The following is a 20969-nucleotide window of genomic DNA, read 5'->3' as shown; positions in this document are numbered from 1 at the left end:
ACCTTGGGGCAAGTGACATGAACGAACTGAACGACATCCGCGAAACACCGACCGTTCCCCGGCTCGAGGGAGATCCGAACGCCCCTCTCGACCTCGCCGCGTTCAAGCAGGCGTTCCGGCGCCACGCCGCCGGTGTCGCGTGCGTGACGGCGCGCCAGACCGACGGAACCCCCGTCGGCTTCACGGCGACCTCACTTGCCTCGCTGTCGTCCGTGCCGCCGCTCGCGACCTTCAACATGGCCAGGACGGCAAGCTCCTGGCCGGCGATCGCCGAGACGGACCGCGTCGTCATCCACACCCTTGGCGCACGCAATCGCGCCCTCGCCGAGCGGATGAGCGGGCCGAACGCCCTGCGCTTCGCCGGTGACCACTGGCATGAGGGTCCGCACGGCCTGCCGGTGCTGAACGACGTGACGAGCTGGATGGTCGGCCACATCATCGAGCGGGTCTCTGTGCACAACGGCGCCGTGATCGTCGTCCAGATCGAGGAGGGCGGCCTCGGCGACGAAGACGAGGCGTTGCTCTACCACGAGCGGATGTACCGGGTGCCCGGACCGGAAGCGGCGCTCTGAGCCGAGGCGAACGACCCGTTGGCCGGGTCAGGCGTCGTCGCGTGTCGCGGCAGTGCGCTTGAGCGCGCGGAGTCGCTGGCGTTCTGCCTCGACGACCGCAGCCTCCTCCGGGGTCGGAGCCGCGCCGCCGAGATGGCGCGGCTGCCACCACTGGCCGGAACCGTCGACGGGATACCCGGCCTGGAGTTCGTCGACCATGGCCTGGAGGGTGTCGTGGAGCTGCGCGGTGAGCTCCTGGGCGTCGACGGCGGGGTCGAGCTCGAACGGCGCTCCCACGGAGAAGCGGATCGGCACCCGGTACGCCTCCCGCAGGGTGGGCTTGTGGTTCTTCGTCAGCAGCCGGTGGCCGCCCCAGACCGCGACAGGGATCACCGGGACGCCGGCCTCCCTCGCCATCCGGACCGCGCCGGACTTGAGCTCGCGCACGGTGAAGGAGGCGTTGACCCCGCCTTCCGGGAACACCCCGAGGAGTTCACCCGCGCGCAGGGCGGCCACGGCCTCGCCGTATGCTGCGGCCCCCGCCTGCATGTCGACGCTGATGTGGTGCATACCGCGCAGCAGCCAGCCGACGACGGGCTTGTCGAAGGCGCCCTTCTTGGCCATGAAGCGGATGTGCCTGCGGTTGTGCAGCCAGGCCTGCCATTCGACGAGGGCGAAGTCGGCATAGCCGAAGTGCGTGATCGCCAGGACGGCTCCCCCGGTATCGGGGAGGTTCTCGAAGCCGGTCGCCGCAGCCTTGAGCCGGAAGACCCCGAAGATGGCCCGGCCGGCCACGATGGCCGGGGTGTAGAACGGTTCGCTCGTGCGACGTGTCATGGTCCAAGGCTATTCCCGGGCGCATAGCCGACGGGCTATGCGCCCGGCGCGGCGGACGCGGCCGGCTCGGCTGGGACGGCGACCTCTAGCTGAGGCAGAACGGGCCGAGCAGGCTCTTGAGCTCGCCGAACAGGTCTGCGCTGATCGTGACCTGGTACGGCAGTTCGAAGACGCGGGCCGAATCGTTCTTGATCAGCTTGAGCCGCACCTCCGAGGAGCCACGGTGCCGGATCAGCACGTCGCCGAGCGCGGTGACGGTGTCGGTCGTCGCGCGCGCCTCTGCGAGGGTGATCGCGAGGGTGCCAGAGTCGCCGGTCTGTCCGAGGTCCGGCGCGAAGAGACTGTATGCGTGGATGTTCATGCCGTCGTCCCGGAGGCTCACCCGACCGCGCACCACGACGATCGAGTCGTTGATGAGCGCGGGCGCGAACTCCTGGTACGCCTTGCCCATGAACATCACGTCGATGTCGCCGCCGAAGTCCTCGACCTGGATGATGCCGTACTGGTTGCCGCTCTTCTTGGCGATCCGGTGCTGGACGCTCGTGATGAGGCCGGCGATCGTGACGGTGTCAGCGTCCTGGGTCTGCTCGGAGGCGAGCAGGTCGGCGATGGAGGTCGAGGCGTGTTTCGCGAGCGGGATCTCCAGGCCGGCGAGCGGATGGTCGGAGACGTAGAGGCCGAGCATGTCGCGTTCGAAGGCGAGTTTCTCCTTCTTGCTCCATTCCGGACGGTCCGGGACCTGTTCGGTCTCCTGCGGGTCGTCGAAGAGGCTGTCGAAGTCGAAGCCGACCATGCCGTGTTCCTCGTCGCGCTTGATCTTCACGGCGGACTCGACGGCGCCCTCGTGGATCTCGACCATGGCCCGGCGGGTCGCTCCGAGGGAGTCGAAGGCGCCGGCCTTGACGAGGGATTCGACCGTGCGCTTGTTGGCGACCTGGATCGGCACCTTGCGGAGGAAATCGTGGAAGGACTCGAAACGGCCCTTCTCGTCGCGCGAGGCGCGGATCGCATCGACGACGTTGAAGCCGACGTTGCGCACGGCGCCGAGCCCGAAGCGGATGTCCGGACCGACGGCCGCGAAATAGCCGATGGACTCGTTGACGTCCGGCGGGAGCACCTGGATGCCCATCCGGCGGCACTCGTTGAGATAGAGCGCGAGCTTGTCGCGGGAGTCGCCGACGCTCGTCAGCAGGGCCGCCATGTACTCGGCCGGGTAGTGCGCCTTGAGGTAGGCGGTCCAGTAGCTGACCACGCCGTACGCCGCGGAGTGCGCCTTGTTGAAGGCGTAGTCGGAGAACGGCAACAGGATGTCCCAGACGGTCTTCACCGCCTCCATGGAGTACCCGTTGGTCTTCATCCCGGCGGAGAACCCGGCGAATTGCTTGTCGAGCTCCGATTTCTTCTTCTTGCCCATGGCCCGGCGCAGCAGGTCGGCCTGGCCGAGCGAGAAGCCGGCGAGCTTCTGCGCGATCGACATGACCTGTTCCTGGTACACGATCAGGCCGTATGTGGTGCCGATGACGTCCTTGAGGGCTTCCTCGAGTTCGGGGTGGATCGGCACGATCTCCTGCTGCCCGGTCTTCCGCAGCGCGTAGTTGGTGTGCGAGTTCGCGCCCATGGGCCCCGGCCGGTAGAGCGCGATGACGGCGGAGATGTCCTCGAAGTTGTCGGGTTTCATCAGGCGGAGCAGTGCGCGCATCGGGCCACCGTCGAGCTGGAAGACGCCGAGGGTGTCACCGCGGGCGAGCAGCTCGTATGCGATGGGGTCGTCGAGGCCGAGGTCCTCGAGCACGGGCCGGTGGCCGCGGTTGACGGCGATGTTGTCGAGGGCGTCGTCGATGATCGTGAGGTTGCGGAGCCCGAGGAAGTCCATCTTGATCAGTCCGAGGGACTCGCACGCCGGGTAGTCGAACTGGGTGACGATCTGGCCGTCGGCCTCGCGCTTCATCACGGGCACGATGTCGATCAGCGGGTCTGACGACATGATCACGCCGGCCGCGTGCACGCCCCACTGGCGTTTCAGGTTCTCGAGGCCGAGCGCGGTGTCGAAGACCGTGCGGGCCTCGGCATCCGTCTCGATGATCGCGCGGAAGTCGACGGCCTCGCGGTAGCGCGGGTGGTCCTTGTCGAACATGCCGGTGAGCGGCATGTCCTTGCCCATGATCGGCTGCGGCATGGCCTTGGTGAGCTTGTCGCCCATCCCGAACGGGAAGCCGAGTACCCGGCTGGAGTCTTTCAGGGCCTGCTTGGCCTTGATGGTGCCGTAGGTGACGATCTGGGCGACGCGCTCGGAGCCGTACTTCTCGGTGACGTAGTGGATGACCTCGCCGCGGCGACGATCGTCGAAGTCGACGTCGAAGTCAGGCATGGAGACGCGGTCCGGGTTGAGGAACCGCTCGAAGATCAGGCCGTGCACGAGCGGGTCGAGGTCGGTGATGCCCATCGCGTACGCGACCATCGACCCGGCTCCCGATCCGCGCCCTGGGCCGACCCGGATGCCGTTCGTCTTGGACCACATGATGAAGTCCGCGACGACGAGGAAGTAGCCGGGGAAGCCCATCTGGGCGATGATGCCGACCTCGTAGTCTGCCCGGGTGCGCACCTCGGCGGGAATGCCGTTCGGGTACCGGCGGGCCAGGCCGAGCTCGGTCTCCTTGACGAACCAGCTTTCCTCGTTCTCACCCTCCGGGGTCGGGAAGCGCGGCATGTAGTTGGCCTGGGTGTCGAACTTCACCTCGCAGCGCTCGGCGATCAGGAGCGTGTTGTCGCAGGCTTCCGGGTTGTCGCGGAAGAGGTGCCGCATCTGGGCCGCGGTCTTGAGGTAGAACTCGTCTGAGTCGAACTTGAACCGGTTCGGGTCGTCGAGGGTCGACGCCGACTGCACGCACAGCAGGGCGGCGTGCGCCGTCGCATCGTGGGCGTGCGTGTAGTGCAGGTCGTTCGTGGCGACGAGCGGGAGGTTGAGCTCCTTGGCGAGGCGGAGCAGCTCGCTCATGGTGCGGCGCTCGATGTCGATGCCGTGGTCCATGATCTCGCAGAAGTAGTTCTCCGGTCCGAAGATGTCCCTCAGCTCCCCCGCAGCCTTCTTCGCCTCGTCGTACTGGCCGAGACGGAGGCGGGTCTGCACTTCGCCGCCGACGCAGCCGGTCGTGCCGATCAGGCCGTTCGAGAACTCGCTCAGCAGCTCGCGGTCCATGCGGGGCTTGAAGTAGTAGCCCTCGAGTGAGGCCTTCGTCGAGAGCCGGAAGAGGTTGTGCATGCCCGCGGTGTTCTCGGCGAGCAGCGTCATGTGCGTGTACGCGCCGCTGCCGCCGACATCGTCGCGGTTCTGGCCGCTCGTGCCCCATTTGACCCTGGTCTTGTCCCGCCGGTCGGTGCCGGGGGTGATGTAGGCCTCAGTACCGATGATGGGCTTTATGCCGGCGTCCGTCGCGGACTTCCAGAAGTCGAACGCGCCGAACATGTTGCCGTGGTCTGTGATGGCGACCGCGGGCATTCCCTGTTCGACGGCCTCTTTGATCAGCGGTTTGACCCGCGCGGCTCCGTCGAGCATGGAGTATTCGCTGTGCACATGCAGGTGCACGAAAGAATCATTCGATCCGTTCGCGCTAGTGGTATTCGACACGGATGCTCCGGTAGATGGTGTGTGGTGTTCCTGGCCTAGACATCCCTGAGCACGGTCAGGGCATGCTCGAGGTCCGCGGGGTATTCGGCGGAGAAGGTGACCCATTCCCGGGATTCCGGGTGGAAGAACGCAAGCTGTTTGGCGATCAGCCACTGCCGGGTGAGTCCCAGCCTGGCCGTGATCGAGGGGTCTGCACCGTACATGGCGTCGCCGACGCACGGATGCCGCTGGGCGGCCATGTGTACCCGGATCTGGTGGGTGCGTCCCGTCTCCAGGTGCACTTCGAGCAGGGACGCCGAGGGGAAGGCCTCGAGGGTCTCGTAGTGGGTGACCGAGTCTTTGCCGCCGGCGATGACCGCGAATTTCCAGTCGGAGCGCGGGTGCCTGCCGATGGGCGCGTCGATCGTGCCTGCACTCGGGTCGGGATGGCCCTGCACGACGGCATGGTAGATCTTCTCGACCTCGCGGTCGTGGAAGGCCTTCTTGAGGGCGACGTACGCCGTCTCCGACTTCGCGACGACCATGAGTCCGCTCGTGCCCACGTCGAGGCGATGCACGATGCCCGCGCGCTCCGAGGCCCCAGAGGTCGCGATCCGGTAGCCGCCGGCGGAGAGCGCGCCGAGAACCGTCGGGCCCGTCCAGCCGACGCTCGGGTGGGCCGCGACACCTGAGGGCTTGTTCACGACGACGATGCTCTCGTCGTCGTAGACGATCGTGAGGTCTGGGACCTCGATCGGAACGATTTCGAGAGCGTCCTTCGGTTGCCAGTTCACCTCGAGCCAGCTTCCCGCGTGCAGGCGGTCGGACTTGCCGACCACGACGCCGTCGATCGCGACACCGCCTGCCTCGGCGACCTCTGCGGCGAAGCTGCGGGAGAAACCGAGGAGTTTGGCGATGCCGGCGTCGACGCGAACGCCGGCGAGGCCGTCCGGAAGGGGGAGGGAGCGGGTTTCCATGGGGGGAATCAGGGTGCTAACTGGGTGGGTGTTGCCGGGGTGCCTTCGGCGGGCAGGGGCGGTGCCGGGGTCGAGCCGGGGTCGGCCGGATCGGCATCATGGGCGGTGCCGGCCGGCTCGCGCACGGCCCTGCGTCCGTCGAGGCCGATGCCGCGGATGGTGAGGATCATGAAGATCACCATGCTCGTGACGATCGACGCGTCCGCGACGTTGTAAATGGCGGGGATCAGCCAGGGTGTCGTGATGAAGTCGACGACGTGGCCCAGGCCGAAGGACGGCTCCCGGAAAAGCCGGTCGGTGAGGTTTCCGAGCACGCCGCCGAGGAGCAGGCCGAAGACGAGCGCCCACGCCAGGGAGCGGATGCGCCCGGCGAAGATCACGATGAACACGACGACCGCCGCGGCGATGATCGTGAAGATCCACGTCATGCCGGTGGCGAGGCTGAACGCCGCGCCCGGGTTCCGGACGTAGTGCCATTGCAGCACATCCCCCAGAACCCGGACGGTACTTCCTTCGGTCAGCGAACTGACGACGAGGAACTTGGCCGTCTGGTCGAGCGCATAGACGCCCAGCGCGGCGAGGCCCAGAACGATGAGCGCGCTGGATCGCCCTTTCGTTCGGACCTTAGGAGCCAAAGCCCTGGTAGCTCGGCTTCTGCGCGCTCTCGGCGCCGACCGGTGAGGCAGCGTCGAGGTCGTGCAGCTGGCCCTCGATGTAGCTCTTCAGCTTCTGGCGGTATTCGCGCTCGAAGGTGCGGAGCCCGTCGATCTTGTTCTCGAGGACGGAGCGTTCCTTGTCCAGGATCGTGTTCTGCGCGCGCTGCTTGGCTTCGGCCTCCGCAACGAGGCGGGCCGCGGTTGCGTGACCCTCGGCGATGAGGGCGTCGCGCTTCTCGGCGCCTTCCTTGACGTGTTCCTCGTGCAGGCGGCGGGCCAGCTGCAGCAGGTTCGTGGTGCCGGCGGTCTCGTCGATCGGCTCGGCCACGGGAGCCGCTGCGGCGACGACCGCGGGAACGACGACGGGCGCGGGAACGACCTCGGGAGCCTTGACGGCTTCGACGGGGGCGACGACGGGAGTGCTTCCGGCTTCGGTGCTGACACCGGCGCGGAGCTCCTCGTTTTCGGCAGTCAGGCGGCGAAGCTCCACGACGACCTCGTCGAGGAAGTCATCCACCTCGTCCTGATCGTATCCTTCACGGAACTTGGTCGACTGGAACCGCTTGTTGACTACATCTTCCGGAGTTAGCGCCATGGCTTTCCACCCTTAAAACTCAGTTGAGAACTTTTTGTCGAACGAATAATTGACGCTACCGGACGGAGCGTGTTGCACACGCGAACCCGGGACGCCTCGATCAAGAATACATGCCGCACTCCGGAACGGACGCGAGAACTACCGGAGAGCGCCGACGACGCCCATGCCGATGATCGTGCAGAGCATGGTCAGGCTCCAGCCGAAGTCGAATGCGATCGGGCCGACCCGCAGTGGCGGCAGGATGCGCCGGAAGAATTTGACCGGTGGATCGGTGACCACGTAGATGAATTCGACCAGAACGAGCGTGATTCCCTGCGGGCGCCACGAGCGGTTGACGCTGCGGACGAGGTCGACGATGAAGCGTCCCCACATGACGAAGAAATACAACAGCAGGGCGTAGTAGATGATCCAGGCGAGCAGTGTGACGACGAACACGGCCGAGACTATGACTGCGCGAAGAAGGACGACTCCGTGTCGGACTCCTCGGCGGCGTTGTCGCCCGAGACGACGATGTGGGACGGCGAGAGCAGGAACACCTTGGCGGTGACACGTTCGATCTTGCCGTAGAGGCCCTGGGAGAGGCCACTTGCGAAGTCGATGAGCCTGCGCGCGTCGGCGTCACTCATCTGGGAGAGGTTGATGATGACCGGAATGCCCTCGCGGAAGGATTCCGCGATCAGCTGGGCATCGCGGTACTGGCGCGGGTGGACGGTGAGGATTTCATTCATTTCTGAGGCAGCCACATTCTTGGGAGTGGAGGTCTTGCGCAGCGGGGTCACCGGGGCGCGGCCATTGGTGCCGTGAGAGCCCTCGACGCGCGTCGCGGACGGGCCGGCCTGGTGCGGCGCGGCGGTCTTCGGCTGGGCGGAATTCGAGACGGCATTCTGATCGGCCGCGGGTGGGGCGACGGGCGCCTCGTACTCCAGCTCTTCGTCTGCCAGCCCCAGGTAAACCATGGTTTTCTTGAGCGGGTTGGACATCTCGACCTCCGTGTTGGTGATTCTTCGTACTCAGATTAACCGAGAGTCGGGCGATTCCCGGTGATTGCGGTGCCAATTCGAAGGTGTGTCGCCCCTTCGCGGATGGCCTCCGGATAGTCCTGCGACATGCCCATCGACAGGAATCGCGCCTCGGGCGCGGCCCTTCGGATGCCCTCCCCGAGTGACCGGACCCTGGCGAACTCCGCTGCCGGTTCCGCCCCGAGCGGGGCGACGGCCATGAGCCCGAGCAAGCCCAATCCCGGCGTGCCGAGCACGTGCTCGACGAGCGCATCGAGCCCGGAGGGATCGACGCCCCCGCGAGCGGGGTCGTCCGTGAGGTTCACCTGGATGAAGCAGTCGATGGACGAATCGGCAGAGCCGAGGGCCGTCGCGAGGGACGCCCGGTCGACGGAATGCACGACGTGAGCGTATGCGCGCACCTGCCGGGCCTTCTTGCCCTGGACCTGGCCGACGAAATGCCAGGTGAGGTCGCGGCCGGCCAGGGCGCCGGCCTTTTCCTGGGCCTCCTGGTGGCGATTCTCGCCGAAGTCGTGCACACCGAGCCGGAGGAGTTCCTCGATCATCGTGACGGGATGGAACTTGGTCACGACGATCGTCGTCACGTCCGCCGGGTCCCTGCCCGCGTCCCTGGCGGCCGAGGCGACCCGTTCGCGCACGACGTCGAGCCGCCCGGCGAGGCCGGACGGCTCAGGACGCAATTCGGTCACGATGGGTTTACTTGAGGAAGTCGGGGATGTCCAGGTCGTCGGGGTCTTCTTCGAAGGCCGGGTCGGCGACGGCCGTCCCTGCTTCTCCGGCGGACCAGGTCGCGACGCTTGCCTCTTCGGTGCCGAAGACGCTCGCAGCGCCGCCCGATGCAGCATCCGCCGTAGCGGAGACGGCGCCGGCGGCGACACCCGCGGCCACGAGGTCCGCGTGGCGCACCTCGACGGCCTTGACACCGGGTTCTCCGCCGTCGAAGCCTGCTGCGATGACCGTCACCCGGACCTCGTCACCGAGGGTGTCGTCGATGACGGCACCGAAGATGATGTTGGCTTCGGGGTGCACGGCCTCCTGGACGAGGCGGGCCGCGTCGTTGATCTCGAAGATGCCGAGGTTCGAGCCGCCCTGGATCGAGAGGAGCACTCCGTGTGCGCCGTCGATGGACGCCTCGAGCAGGGGGGAGGCGACGGCGAGTTCTGCCGCCTTGATGGCGCGGTCTGCACCGCGTGAGGAGCCGATGCCCATGAGCGCGGAACCCGCGCCCTGCATGACGGACTTCACGTCGGCGAAGTCGAGGTTGATCAGACCGGGGGTCGTGATCAGGTCGGTGATGCCCTGCACGCCGGCGAGGAGGACCTGGTCGGCCGTTGCGAAGGCCTCGAGCATGCTGATGCCGCGGTCGCTGATTTCCAGCAGGCGGTCGTTCGGCACGACGATGAGCGTGTCGACCTCGTTCTTGAGGGAGGCGACACCCGCCTCGGCCTGGGCCTGGCGGCGCTTGCCCTCGAAGCCGAACGGCTTCGTGACGACGCCGATGGTGAGCGCGCCGATGGACTTCGCGATGCGGGCGACGACGGGTGCGCCGCCGGTGCCGGTGCCGCCGCCTTCGCCGGCGGTCACGAAGACCATGTCGGCTCCCGCGAGGGCTTCTTCGATTTCTTCGGCGTGGTCCTCGGCGGCACGACGGCCGACCTCGGGGTCCGCGCCGGCGCCGAGGCCACGGGTGAGGTCGCGACCGACGTCGAGCTTGACGTCGGCGTCGCTCATCAGCAGCGCCTGGGCATCGGTGTTGATGGCGATGAACTCGACGCCACGGAGGCCGAGTTCGATCATGCGGTTGACAGCGTTGACGCCGCCGCCGCCGATTCCAACAACCTTGATGACAGCGAGGTAGTTCTGGTTTGTTGTTGACACGTCCGGCCTCCGGTGGAACCCTAAACCTCTGGTCGAAGTTTAAAGTTATGCTGAGTATGCAATTCCTGATTTCGAAGGTAAGCGCCACGCATCCCCCTCCGGGGAGGCGCGCCCGCGTGTCGCGAACAACCCCGGAAAAATCACCGTGCGGATTACGCGTGGCGGGACGACTCGGTTCCCCGGCCGGCGGATGGCCCGCGGATCAGCGGAGGACGGCGCTGTCCGGAGAAGAGACGTCGTATTCCTTGACGGTGCCGACGGGGTGGCTCACGATGAGCGCGGCGAGCACGACGGCCTTGTACTCCGATCGCTCCGCACTCCCCCACACCACCCGGGCCCCACCGGTCAGGACCAGGGTCACGTCGTCGGTGGTCGCCGCCGTGACCGTGTCGAGCTGCTGGCGGACGGCATCCGGGACGGCAGCGATGACGGCCGTCGCGGCCTGGAACCCGGCGCTGCCGACGCCGGCCCGCGCGTCGATCACGGGATAGCCGGCCAGGCGTGCAGGGCCGTTCTGGATCACGACGCCCGCGGCATCGACGAGGTTGAACCCGCCGGGGACGACGACCGTGCCGACGGGCGTCCGTTCGACGATCCGCACCACGAGGGTGTCCGGCGGCCTGCTCTCGGTCACGTAGCTCTGGATCAGCGGGAACGTACCGAGGTCCTCGCGAATCCGCGCGAAGTCCACGAGGGGCAGCGGGGTACCGAGCTGGTCGCCGAGCGCGGCGGTGACCTGGTCGGCGGAGATCCGGCTGGTCCCGACGACCTCGATCGTGCGGAGCGCCATCAGCGGCGAGTACGTCCCGATGAGAACGAACCCGAGGAGAGCGGCCACGGTACCGAGCGCGACGAGCCAGGCCGTGCGGCGGCGGCGCGAGCGCCAGGTGAAGCGGCGCACCTCCTCGCGTTCGTAACGCTTGCGTGCACGTCGGGCGGCGCGGAACTTGCGCCGGGCCGTTGCGGGGGTCAGCGCGGGCTCTGCGTCCTCCCCTGCCGTACCGGCGGTCTCCGTCTTTGCGTCAGACGCCCGCCCCTTCGGCGGCCGTGCGCCCGGTGACCGCGCCGGCACCGTCGTGATCGGCTCGGTGACGGGTTCGGCCTGCTGCGCTCCTGACGAGTGCAGAGGCGAGACGGAGGCGAGGTGCGGCTGCTCTGGCCGGCGTTTCGGGACCGTGATGGGTTCGGTGCTGGTGCCGTCGGTCGTTCCCCGGCCGCCGGCGGGAGTCGCGGTGTCCGCGGGGCGGCGCGACGAACGCTTCGTTCCCCGGCCGCCGGGTGTGGCAGCGCTGGGCGCGGCGCCGTCCCTGGTGGGCGGCTGCTCCGGCCGGTCGAAGCCCTCTGGTCGCCTCATTCCCCCGTGCTATCCCTGGGCCTGGACGCGGTCGCCGAGCGATTCGAGCAGCTGGGGGACGATCCGGTAGACGTCACCGCAGCCGAGTGTGACGACGAAGTCGCCGGGTCTGGCGATGCGCGCAACGTAGTCGGCGGCCTCCTGCCAGTCGGGCACGTAGGCGACCTTGGATGCGTCGTGGAACTTTCCGGAGACCAGGGCGCCGGTCACGCCGGGTTCGGGATCCTCGCGGGCGCCGTAGACGCCGAGCACGACCGTCTGGTCAGCGGTGCGTTCGAGGGTGTCCGCGAACTCCTGCGCGAAGAGGCGAGTGCGGCTGTACAGGTGCGGCTGGTGCACGGCGATGATGCGCCCGGTCCCGACGACGGTCCGTGCCGCGGTGAGCGCGGCCGCGACCTCCGTCGGGTGGTGGGCGTAGTCGTCGTAGACACTGACGCCGTTCACGGTGCCGTGCAGTTCGAAGCGGCGCTGGGTGCCTCCGAAGGTGGCAATGGCCGCGAGCGACGCTGCGGGGTCGCAGCCGAGTCCGACGAGCACGGCGAAGGCGCCTGCCGCGTTGATCGCGTTGTGCCTGCCGGGGATCCGCAGGGTCGCTGAGTAGTCCTGGCCCGCATACGAGACGGAGAAGCTCACGGGACCATCCGTCACGACGGAGTGCACGCGCACGGTCGCGTCGGCGGCCTCGCCGAAGGTGACGACCTTCTGGCCGGTGAGGCTCCGGGTGACCCGGACCGCGCCGGGGTCGTCTGCGGAGATCACGACGAGCTCGGTGGCTGCGTGGGAGAACTGCACGAAGGCGGCCTCGAAAGCTTCGAGGGACCCGTAGTGGTCGAGGTGGTCCGGATCGACGTTCGTCACGAGCGCGATGGCCGTGTTGTACAGCAGGAAGGACCCGTCGGATTCGTCGGCCTCGACAACGAACAGGTCATCGGTTCCCGCGCCCGCCGAGACGCCGAGGGACTCGATCACTCCGCCGTTGACGAAGCTCGGGTGCTTGCCGATGCCGAGCAGGCCCGTGACGATCATCCCGGTCGACGTGGTCTTGCCGTGTGCGCCGGCGACGGAGACGAGGCGGTGCTTCTGGATCAGCCAGGCGAGCGCCTGGGCCCGGTGCAGCACCGGGAGGCCGCGCTCGAGGGCGAGGACGTACTCGGGGTTGTCCTGCCAGAGCGCCCCGGTGACGACGAGGGAATCGGCATCCCCGACATTCTCCGCGGCGTGGCCGATGCTGATCCGCGCTCCGAGCTCGCGCAGGGCGAGCACGTTCGCGGACTCGCGCACGTCGGAGCCGGTCACGGTGTGGCCGGCCGCAAGGAAGAGCCGCGCGATGCCGCTCATTCCGGAACCGCCGATGCCGACGAAATGTACCGTTCCCAGGTCCGCAGGAATGACGAGGTTCAGGTCGGGCTTGATCACGTGGTGCCGCTCTTCTCAGTGTCGAATCTCAGTGTCGAAATCGGGTGTGGTGCGGCCTCTACGTTACGCGTCGGCGCCAGGGATTGCCGGATTGACGCCGCCGTGTGGGTGGCCGAGGGCATCGCTGACGAGGTCCGCCATCCGCTCGGCGCCGTCGCGGCCTCCGACGGATGCCGCGAGCTCCCCCATCCTGCGCACGCGCGGCCGGTCGGTGAGGAGCGGCACGAGCTCGTCAGCGACCCAGGCGGGCAGGAAGGCCGCGTCGTCGACGATGATCCCGCCACCCGCGGCGACGACGGAGGCCGCGTTGAAGCGCTGTTCCCCGTTTCCGACCGGGTAGGGCACGTAGACGGCGGGGATGCCGAGCGCGCTGAGCTCGCAGACCGTCCCGGCCCCTGCCCGGGAGACGGCGAAGTCCGCGCTCGCGAGGGCGAGGTCCATCCGGTCGCAGTACTCGATCATCCGGTAGTGGTCGATGGCCGGGTCGGGGACCTCGGACTTCTGCCCGGTGATGTGCAGCACCTGCCAGCCGGCCGCGACCAGCGCCGATGCTGACTGCACGGCCGTGCCGTTGAGGCGGCGCGCGCCGAGGGACCCTCCCGTGACGAGGAGGGTCGGCCTGCCGGGGTCGAGGTCGAAGAAGCGCAGCGCCTCCGCCCGGACACCGGGGCGGTCGAGGTTCTGGATCTCCGGCCGCAGCGGCATTCCCACGACCCGGCCGTGGCGGATCCGGGTTCCGGGGAACACGACGCCGACCCGGGTGGTCAGCCAGGCCCCGAGGCGGTTCGCGAGTCCCGCGCGGAAGTTCGCCTCGTGGATGGCGATCGGGATGCCCGCCCGGCGGGCCGCGAGGTAGGCCGGCGTCGAGACGTAGCCGCCGAAGCCCACGACGACGTCGACCTTCCTGGCACGGAGCACGGCGGCGAGGTCGCTGACGGCGCGGTTGAACCGGGGCAGGAAGAGCACGGCGGCGCGGTTCGGGCGGCGCGGGAACGGCAGCCGTGGCACGAAGATCAGCTCGTAGCCGCGTGCGGGTACCAGGCGGGCCTCGAGGCCTTCCCTGGTGCCGAGCACGATCATGACCGCGTCGGGTTCGCGCGCGCGGATCGCATCGGCGACCGCGAGCAGGGGGTTGACATGGCCGGCGGTCCCGCCGCCGGCCAGGAGGTACGTGGTCACTCGGACACCCGTCTCGGTCCGGGCCGTGCCGCCGGGTGCTCGGTTCCGCCGGGGGTGCGCCCGGCCGGATCGGGGTGCGCGCGGGCGAAGGACAGCACGATGCCGATCGCGATCAGGGTCGAGAGCAGGGCTGTGCCGCCCGCGGAGACGAGCGGAAGCGGGACGCCGAGGACGGGGAAGACGCCGAGGACGACACCGATGTTGACGAGCGCCTGGCCGATGACCCAGACCATCACGGCGGCCGTCGACACGCGCGCCTGCACGCTCGTGCTCGAGCGCATGATCCGCAGGAAGGCGAACGCGAGCAGGATGAACATGCCGAGCACGACGATGGCGCCGATCAGGCCGAGCTCCTCGCCGATGATCGCGAAGATGTAGTCGTTGTCCGCAGCGGGCAGCCAGGACCATTTGGCCTTGGAGTTGCCGAGTCCGACGCCGAAGATCCCGCCGTTGGCGAGTGCCCAGGTGCCGTGCAGCGGCTGCCAGCACGCCGCGGAGATCGTTCCGGTGTGGTCGTCGCAGCCGGTGTTAAGGAAGGAGAGGATGCGGGTCATCCGGTTGGAGCTCGAGACGGCGACGAGCACGCCCGCGACCGTGCCGACCAGGAGCGGGAGCGCGAGCATCCGCAGCCGGACGCCCGCGAAGAAGAGCGCGCCGAAGAGGATTCCGGCCATGATGATGACGGTTCCGAGGTCGCCGCCGATCAGTACGAGCATGATCGATCCGCCGCCGACGCCGAACACGGGAATGTAGACGTGGCGCCAGTCGTCGAGCAGGTCCTGCTTCTGGGAGAGGATCATGCCGAGCCAGATGACGAGCGCGAGCTTGATCGCCTCGGACGGCTGGAACTGGACCCCGCCGAGGGACAGCCAGTTCGTGTTCCCTGCGACGGTGATGCCGAGCGGGGTGAAGACGACGAGGCACTGCAGCAGGCACGCGATGATCAGGGTCGGCCAGGCCACCCGCTGCCAGAACTTGATCGGCATCCGGCTGACGAAGAGCATCAGCGGGACACCCACGGCCGCGAAGCCGCCCTGGCGGAGCACGGTGCCGAAGAAGCCTGCGTTCTCGAGGTAGGAGTCGACCGACGATGAGGACAGCACCATCACCAGGCCGAAGGCGACGAGGAAGAGGGTCGTTCCGAGCAGCAGGAAGTAGCTCGTCGATTCCGCCTTGAACACGCGTCCGAGATGGATGCGGGTGGCGGGGTTGTGCGCCTCGGGCGCCGGCTGGTGGGGGGCTGCGGTCCTAGGCGTTCGAGCCAGGGGCAGTCTCGCCATCCGCCTCACCTCCCAGATAATCGTGAACGGCTTCCGCGAAGAGGCGGCCGCGTGCTGCGTAGTCGGAGAACTGGTCCATCGATGCCGCCGCCGGTGCGAGCAGCACGACGTCACCTGACTCGGCGATGCCTGCCGCGGCAGCGACGGCGTTCGGCATCACCTGTCCAGTGTCAGCGGCATCGATCTCGAATACGGGCAACCCGGGGGCGTGTCGCAGGAATGCCGCCCGCAGGGCGTCCCGATCGACGCCGATGATGACGGCGCCCCGGAGCCGGGGCACGTGGGTGCTGACGAGGTGGTCGATGTCGACGCCCTTGAGCAGGCCGCCGACGAGCCAGACCACGGAGTCGAACGCGGCGAGCGACGCATCCGCTGCGTGCGGGTTCGTGGCCTTCGAGTCGTCGATCCAGCGGATGCCCGCTGCGTCTGCCACGATCTCGATGCGGTGTTCGTCGAGCTGGAAGGTCTCGAGCACGTCATGGATGATCGGTGCGTCGACGTCGAAGGACCGCGCGAGGGCACTCGCGGCGAGGATGTCGGCCACGAGGTGGGCGGCGCCGAGGCCGCGGGCGCGGAGCTCGGGCACGGTGGTCAGTTCGATCGCGGTGTCGAAGCGTTCCTCGAGGAAGGCGCGGTCGCAGAGGATGCCGTCGACGACGCCGAGGTCGCTCGGACCGGGGACGCCGAGGCCGAAGCCGATGGCGCGGGCGCCCTCGCGGACTTCGGCGTCCTCGACCATCGTGCGGGTGGCCTCGTCGTCCTTGTTGTAGACGCACGCGATCTTGGTGTTGGCGTAGACGGTGGCTTTTGCCTCGCGGTAGGCGGCAGCGGAGCCGTGCCAGTCGAGGTGGTCGTCCGCGATGTTCAGGCAGACGCTCGCCCACGGCACGAGGGCGCCCGGCCCGGTGCGTGGCAGGTGGTGCAGCTGGTAGCTCGAGAGTTCGACGACGAGCACGTCCCAGCCGAGCGGGTCGCGGACGGCGTCGAGGACGGGCACGCCGATGTTGCCGCAGGGGGCGACCCGGTGGCCTGCTGCGGCGAGGATCGTCGCGGTCAGCTGCACGGTCGTGGTCTTGCCGTTGGTGCCCGTGACGAGGATCCACTCTGCCGGGGCGCCGACCTTGTCGCGCAGGCGCCAGGCCAGTTCGATGTCGCCCCAGACGGGGATTCCGGCTGCAGCGGCCCAGAGCAGCAGCGGGTGGTCGGGGTGGAAGCCGGGGCTGACGACGAGGAGTTCCGGACGGTGGGCGGCGAGTTCAGCGGGGACTTCGCTCAGGTCGGCCTGGACGAGCCCGGCGCCGATCACGCCGAGGAGCCTGGCCCGGTCGTCCGGGGCGTTACCGGCGACGACGAGGACGTCCGCGCCGAGTTCGGCGAGGGTGTCCGCCGCGGCGAAGCCGGTCACGCCAAGGCCGAGGACGGCGACCCGGAGCCCGGTCCAGTCGGCGTGCCAGCTGATGAGGCCGTCGAGGCGGCGATGGCCAGAGTGAGTGTCGTATGGGTTGTTGCTCATCATCATGCGGTCAGCCATTCGAGGTAGAACGAGCCGACGCCCGCCGCGACGAGGAGTCCGCCGACGATCCAGAACCTGACGACGACGGTGACCTCTGCCCAGCCCTTGAGCTCGAAGTGGTGGTGGATCGGGCTCATCAGGAAGATCCGTTTGCCCCGGGTGACCTTGAAGTACGCCCTCTGGACGATCACGGAGCCGGCTTCGATCACGAACAGGCCGCCGAGGAGCACGAGCAGGAGCTCGGTGCGGCTGAGGATCGCGAGTGCGGCCAGCGCCCCGCCGATGGCGAGGGACCCGGTGTCGCCGAGGAAGATCTTGGCGGGTGAGGTGTTCCACCACAGGAAGCCGATCAGGCCGCCGACGATCGCTGCGGCGACGATGGCGAGGTCGAGGGGGTCGCGCACGTTGTAGGAACGGTAGAGGTCGCCGATATCCGCTCCCCCGTACCTGGCCTGGTTGGACTGCCAGAAGCCGATCACGATGTACGCCCCGATGGCGAGGATCGATGACCCGGTCGCGAGCCCGTCGAGGCCGTCCGTCACGTTCACTCCGTTGGAGGTCGCGGCGACGAGGAAGCAGATCCAGACGATGAACAGGGCGATCCCGACGATGGTCCCGAGCTTCATGAAGTCGAGGGGCAGGTCGCGCAACAGTGAGATCTTGGTGGATGCCGGGGTGAGGCCGTGCCTGTTCGGGAACTGCAGCGCGAGAACGGCGAAGACGCCGGCGACGAGCACCTGCCCGCTGATCTTCTGCCAGCCGCCGAGGCCGAGGCTGCGCTGGTTCCGGGTCTTGATGAAGTCGTCGAGGAATCCGACGAGCCCGAGTCCGACCATCATGAACAGCACGAGCAACGGGGACGCCGTGATCGGGGTGCCCGTGAGCCACATCGCAAGGAAGTAGCTGATCAGGGTGCCGAGGATGATGACGATGCCACCCATGGTCGCGGTGCCGCGCTTGGCGTGGTGGCTCTTCGGGCCGTCATCGCGAATGAACTGTCCCCAGCCGAGCTTGTGGAAGAGCCGGATGAACAGCGGGGTCAGGGACAACGTGAAGACGAGCGACATCGCGCCGGACATCAGCAGGGCTCTCATGAGAAGAACTCCCCGAGGCGGTCGCCGAGGAACCTGAGGCCCGCGGAGTTCGACGACTTCACGAGCACCGTGTCACCGGGGCGGATGGTCGCGGTGAGGAGGGCGAAGGCGTCGTCCTGGTCGTCGACGAAGAGCGACTCCCCGTCCCAGGACCCCTCGTTGATCGTGCTGATGTGCATCCGGCGGGCGGCGAGTCCCACCACGACGAGCTGGGAGATGTTGAGTCGCACGGCGAGCAGTCCGATGCGGTCGTGCTCGTCCCCGGAGAATTCGCCGAGTTCGCTCATTTCGCCGAGGACGGCGACGGTGCGTTCTCCCGGCCGCCGGATCTGGGCGAGGGTCTTGAGGGCCGCCGTCATCGAATCGGGGCTCGCGTTGTACGCATCGTTGATGACCGTGACCCCGTCACGCCCGCCGAGCACCTGCATCCGCCAGCGTTCGGCCGTGACGACGGATTCGAGTGCCGCGACGATGTCGTCGATGCCGATCCCGAGCACCTCTGCGGTGGCCGCAGCGGCGAGGGCGTTCATCACGTGGTGCTCTCCGAGTACCTGGAAGGTCACCGGGCGGGTGTCGCCGCCCGCGAGGTGCAGGGTGAACGTCGTTCCGCTGCTCGAGACCTCGATCCCGGTCGCGTGCACGCCGGAGAAGTCCGTTCCGTCCGGTGCGCGCGAGGTGCCGGTGGCGTCCTGGCCGAACCAGACCACCCTGGCGCGGGTGTGTGCCCGCATTCCGGCGACGCGGGGGTCGTCGGCGTTCAGCACGGCGACATCCGTTGCGAGGAGGTCGGTGACCATTTCGGTCTTGGCGGCCAGGGTCGCTTCGATTCCGCCGAATTCGCCGGCGTGGGCGAGGCCGACCTTGAGGACGATCCCCACGTCCGGACGGACCATCCGGATCAGCCTGGCGATCTCGCCGATGCCGCTCGCGCCCATTTCGGCGACGAGGAACCGGGTGTCGAAGTCGACGGCGAGCATCGTGATCGGCGCGCCCACCTCGTTGTTGAAGGAGGCGCGGGCGGCGACGGTCGGGCCGACGCGTTCGAGGATGGCGCGCAGCAGGTTCTTGGTGGTCGTCTTTCCGTTGGACCCGGTCACGCCGATCACCCGGAGCCGACCCTCCGCGCGGACGCGGGCCACGACGAAGGTGGCGAGGTCGCCGAGGGCGACCACCGCGTCTGCGACGATGATCTGGGCGACGGGGAGGTCGAGCGCGCGCTCGACGATGAGGAGCGCGGCGCCGTTGTCGATCGCGGCAGGAGCGAAGAGGTGACCATCGGTGGTCTCCCCCGGCTTCGCGACGAAGATGCCGCCGGGGCGGATCTCACGCGAGTCGGTGTCGACGGCACCGGAGACGACGGTCGCCGGCGTCGTCGGCGAGCCGTCGGCGTTCAGGGCTCCGTCGAGGTGCAGGGCGCCGTTGACGGCGCCGGCGATCTCGGAGAGGGAGAGGGCGATCATCTACTGCCACCCCGCTTCGCGCAGCGCGAGCCGGGAATCGTCGCGGGCGGAATAGGGGATCTTGACGCCGTTCACTTCGTGATAGTTCTCGTGGCCGGGGCCCGCGTAGAGGATCGAGTCGCCCTCGACCGCGAGGCCGAGCGCGGTGCGGAAGGCGGTGCGCGGGTCGGCGACCTCGTAGAGCTCCACGTCGGGGACGGCCTCTCGGGCGCCGGCGATCAGGGCGGCCCTGATCGAGGCCGGGTCCTCGTAGCGGGGGTGGAAGTCGGTGATGACGACGACGTCTGCGCCCCTGGCTGCGATGGCACCCATGGCCGCGCGCTTGGTGGTGTCGCGGTCGCCGTCGGCGCCGAAGACCATGAACAGTCGCCCCGGCGTGAAGGTGCGGATGGCCGCGAGGGTGTTGAGGAAGGCGTCCGGGCTGTGACCGTAGTCGATGTAGACGAGCGGTCCGCGGTCGCCGGAGATGCGCTCGGTGCGCCCCGGGATGTAGACGTCGATGCCGCCGTCGCGGGCGAGGGTGTGATTGATGGCATCGAGGTCGTAGCCGGATTCGACGAGCATCAGGATGGCCAGTGCGGCGTTCGCGGCCATGAACCAGCCGATCAGCGGAACACGGGTCTGCAGGCGGCGGCCCTCCGGCCCCTCGAGCAGGAACTCCGTGTAGAGGGCGTCCTCCGACACGATCGAGAGGTGCCAGTCGGCGTCGACCTCTGGATGGATGCTGAGGGTCGTCACCGGGATGCGGCACTCTGCGACGATCCGCTGGCCCCATTCGGAGTCCACGGTGATGACGCCGCGCCGGGACCGGTCGGGCTGGAAGAGTTCGAGTTTGGCCTGGAAGTACTCGTCGAGGCTGGCGTAGTCGTCGAGGTGGTCGTGGCTGAGGTTGGTGAACCCTGCGACATCGAAGACGAGCCCGTCGACGCGGTGCCTGCTGAGGGCCTGCGCGGAGACCTCGATCGCGACGGCGCGCACTTCGGCTTCGCGCATCCTGGCGAGAAGGGCATGCAGTTCGGTGGCCTCCGGGGTGGTGAGCGAGCTCACGACGGCGAGGTCGCCGATGCGGCGTTCCGCGGTCGAGGTGAGGCCTGTGACGACGCCGAGCTGGTTCAGGATGGCGACGAGGAGGTAGACGACGCTCGTCTTGCCATTCGTTCCGGTCACTGCGAAGAGCGTTGCCGGGTTCTCGTCGGTCCGGTAGATCCAGGCGGCGACCGCGCCGAGAGCGGCGCGCGCGTCCGGGGTGACGAGGATCGGCAGGCCGCTTCCGGCGGCGACGAGCGCACCGGCCTCATCGGTCAGGATGGCGACGGCTCCGGCCTCCCTGGCGTCGTCGGCGAAGCTCGCGCCGTGGAAGGCTCGCCCGGGAACGCCGACGTACAGGTCGCCCGGCTGGACGGAACGGGAGGAGATACTCACGCCGGAGACTTCGAGACCCTCGATGTCGCCGCGCAGGAAAAGTTCGAATTCATCAACCATGCCCGACAACGACCGCGCAACCGGGTGCTGAGGACGGAGAGCCGATGGTGCCAACTCGGTCACGGGGCTCGCTT

Annotated in this window: 18 protein-coding genes; 1 reads left to right on the top strand and 17 read right to left on the bottom strand. The window is 68.3% G+C overall.

Annotation, left to right across the window (positions count from 1 at the left end; genetic code table 11):
- The first annotated feature begins 17 nt into the window (after positions 1 to 17).
- On the top strand, positions 18 to 572 hold the full coding sequence (locus RHM57_RS06460; RefSeq protein ID WP_322189664.1) for a flavin reductase family protein: 555 nt from the start codon (positions 18 to 20) through the stop codon (positions 570 to 572).
- Between the two features lie 27 nt (positions 573 to 599).
- On the opposite strand, the gene RHM57_RS06455 is transcribed toward RHM57_RS06460, so the two are convergent.
- From RHM57_RS06455 to RHM57_RS06375, 17 genes are all read right to left on the bottom strand, one after another.
- Positions 600 to 1388: a lysophospholipid acyltransferase family protein gene (locus RHM57_RS06455; protein ID WP_134446085.1), complete on the bottom strand. Its 789-nt coding sequence runs from the start codon at positions 1386 to 1388 to the stop codon at positions 600 to 602.
- Positions 1389 to 1473: 85 nt separating this feature from the next.
- Positions 1474 to 4941, bottom strand: coding sequence for a DNA polymerase III subunit alpha (gene dnaE / locus RHM57_RS06450; RefSeq protein WP_416172975.1), 3468 nt, complete (start codon positions 4939 to 4941; stop codon positions 1474 to 1476).
- A gap of 107 nt (positions 4942 to 5048) precedes the next feature.
- A complete protein-coding gene (locus RHM57_RS06445; protein WP_134446087.1) occupies positions 5049 to 5969 on the bottom strand; it encodes an RluA family pseudouridine synthase in 921 nt (306 codons plus the stop codon).
- 8 nt (positions 5970 to 5977) lie between these two features.
- The gene (gene lspA / locus RHM57_RS06440) at positions 5978 to 6604 is read right to left on the bottom strand and encodes a signal peptidase II (RefSeq protein WP_322135935.1); all 627 of its coding nucleotides are present in this window, start codon (positions 6602 to 6604) and stop codon (positions 5978 to 5980) included.
- Positions 6594 to 7220, bottom strand: a complete 627-nt coding sequence (locus tag RHM57_RS06435) for a DivIVA domain-containing protein (protein ID WP_134446089.1) — start codon at positions 7218 to 7220, stop codon at positions 6594 to 6596. The genes lspA and RHM57_RS06435 overlap by 11 nt, the downstream gene beginning before the upstream one ends.
- A gap of 138 nt (positions 7221 to 7358) precedes the next feature.
- Positions 7359 to 7655 carry a YggT family protein gene (locus RHM57_RS06430; RefSeq protein ID WP_134446090.1) on the bottom strand — a complete coding sequence of 99 codons (297 nt, stop codon included), beginning with the start codon at positions 7653 to 7655 and terminating at the stop codon, positions 7359 to 7361.
- A gap of 8 nt (positions 7656 to 7663) precedes the next feature.
- Positions 7664 to 8200 (bottom strand): cell division protein SepF, encoded by a 537-nt coding sequence (locus RHM57_RS06425; protein WP_134446091.1) that lies wholly within the window; start codon positions 8198 to 8200, stop codon positions 7664 to 7666.
- A gap of 35 nt (positions 8201 to 8235) precedes the next feature.
- Positions 8236 to 8928: a YggS family pyridoxal phosphate-dependent enzyme gene (locus RHM57_RS06420; RefSeq protein WP_322135936.1), complete on the bottom strand. Its 693-nt coding sequence runs from the start codon at positions 8926 to 8928 to the stop codon at positions 8236 to 8238.
- A 7-nt stretch (positions 8929 to 8935) separates the two neighbouring features.
- Positions 8936 to 10117 (bottom strand): cell division protein FtsZ, encoded by a 1182-nt coding sequence (gene ftsZ / locus RHM57_RS06415; protein ID WP_134446092.1) that lies wholly within the window; start codon positions 10115 to 10117, stop codon positions 8936 to 8938.
- Positions 10118 to 10319: 202 nt separating this feature from the next.
- Positions 10320 to 11471, bottom strand: coding sequence for an FtsQ-type POTRA domain-containing protein (locus RHM57_RS06410; RefSeq protein ID WP_322140786.1), 1152 nt, complete (start codon positions 11469 to 11471; stop codon positions 10320 to 10322).
- Between the two features lie 9 nt (positions 11472 to 11480).
- The gene (gene murC, locus RHM57_RS06405) at positions 11481 to 12887 is read right to left on the bottom strand and encodes a UDP-N-acetylmuramate--L-alanine ligase (protein WP_134446094.1); all 1407 of its coding nucleotides are present in this window, start codon (positions 12885 to 12887) and stop codon (positions 11481 to 11483) included.
- 63 nt (positions 12888 to 12950) lie between these two features.
- Entirely contained in the window at positions 12951 to 14066 is a 1116-nt protein-coding gene (locus RHM57_RS06400; RefSeq protein ID WP_322135938.1) for a UDP-N-acetylglucosamine--N-acetylmuramyl-(pentapeptide) pyrophosphoryl-undecaprenol N-acetylglucosamine transferase, read from the bottom strand.
- Complete coding sequence (gene ftsW, locus RHM57_RS06395; RefSeq protein ID WP_134446096.1) at positions 14063 to 15346, bottom strand: putative lipid II flippase FtsW; 1284 nt, start codon at positions 15344 to 15346, stop codon at positions 14063 to 14065. Before ftsW ends, RHM57_RS06400 begins: the two co-directional genes overlap by 4 nt.
- Positions 15315 to 16859: a UDP-N-acetylmuramoyl-L-alanine--D-glutamate ligase gene (gene murD, locus RHM57_RS06390; protein WP_134558367.1), complete on the bottom strand. Its 1545-nt coding sequence runs from the start codon at positions 16857 to 16859 to the stop codon at positions 15315 to 15317. The genes ftsW and murD overlap by 32 nt, the downstream gene beginning before the upstream one ends.
- 2 nt (positions 16860 to 16861) lie before the next feature.
- Positions 16862 to 17953 carry a phospho-N-acetylmuramoyl-pentapeptide-transferase gene (mraY, locus tag RHM57_RS06385; RefSeq protein WP_134446097.1) on the bottom strand — a complete coding sequence of 364 codons (1092 nt, stop codon included), beginning with the start codon at positions 17951 to 17953 and terminating at the stop codon, positions 16862 to 16864.
- Positions 17950 to 19413 (bottom strand): UDP-N-acetylmuramoyl-tripeptide--D-alanyl-D-alanine ligase, encoded by a 1464-nt coding sequence (locus tag RHM57_RS06380; RefSeq protein ID WP_134446098.1) that lies wholly within the window; start codon positions 19411 to 19413, stop codon positions 17950 to 17952. Before RHM57_RS06380 ends, mraY begins: the two co-directional genes overlap by 4 nt.
- A complete protein-coding gene (locus RHM57_RS06375) occupies positions 19414 to 20958 on the bottom strand; it encodes a Mur ligase family protein (RefSeq protein WP_134446099.1) in 1545 nt (514 codons plus the stop codon).
- Between the last annotated feature and the right edge of the window lie 11 nt (positions 20959 to 20969).

Origin of the sequence: Cryobacterium sp. 10S3 (genome assembly GCF_034344045.1) — a bacterium.
Taxonomy (GTDB): domain Bacteria; phylum Actinomycetota; class Actinomycetes; order Actinomycetales; family Microbacteriaceae; genus Cryobacterium; species Cryobacterium glucosi.
The sequence above is the reverse complement of the archived record's forward strand: the minus strand, read 5'-3'. Positions and strand labels throughout refer to the sequence as shown.

Excerpts from the sequence above, each read along its gene's own strand:
- mraY (WP_134446097.1), bottom strand. The coding sequence starts at position 17,953 with ATGAGAGCCCTGCTGATGTCCGGCGCGATGTCGCTCGTCTTCACGTTG.
- murD (WP_134558367.1), bottom strand. The coding sequence starts at position 16,859 with ATGAGCAACAACCCATACGACACTCACTCTGGCCATCGCCGCCTCGAC.
- RHM57_RS06435 (WP_134446089.1), bottom strand. The coding sequence starts at position 7,220 with ATGGCGCTAACTCCGGAAGATGTAGTCAACAAGCGGTTCCAGTCGACC.
- ftsW (WP_134446096.1), bottom strand. The coding sequence starts at position 15,346 with ATGGCGAGACTGCCCCTGGCTCGAACGCCTAGGACCGCAGCCCCCCAC.
- RHM57_RS06445 (WP_134446087.1), bottom strand. The coding sequence starts at position 5,969 with ATGGAAACCCGCTCCCTCCCCCTTCCGGACGGCCTCGCCGGCGTTCGC.
- RHM57_RS06425 (WP_134446091.1), bottom strand. The coding sequence starts at position 8,200 with ATGTCCAACCCGCTCAAGAAAACCATGGTTTACCTGGGGCTGGCAGAC.
- RHM57_RS06455 (WP_134446085.1), bottom strand. The coding sequence starts at position 1,388 with ATGACACGTCGCACGAGCGAACCGTTCTACACCCCGGCCATCGTGGCC.
- dnaE (WP_416172975.1), bottom strand. The coding sequence starts at position 4,941 with ATGCTCGACGGAGCCGCGCGGGTCAAACCGCTGATCAAAGAGGCCGTC.
- RHM57_RS06460 (WP_322189664.1), top strand. The coding sequence starts at position 18 with ATGAACGAACTGAACGACATCCGCGAAACACCGACCGTTCCCCGGCTC.
- RHM57_RS06380 (WP_134446098.1), bottom strand. The coding sequence starts at position 19,413 with ATGATCGCCCTCTCCCTCTCCGAGATCGCCGGCGCCGTCAACGGCGCC.
- RHM57_RS06410 (WP_322140786.1), bottom strand. The coding sequence starts at position 11,471 with ATGAGGCGACCAGAGGGCTTCGACCGGCCGGAGCAGCCGCCCACCAGG.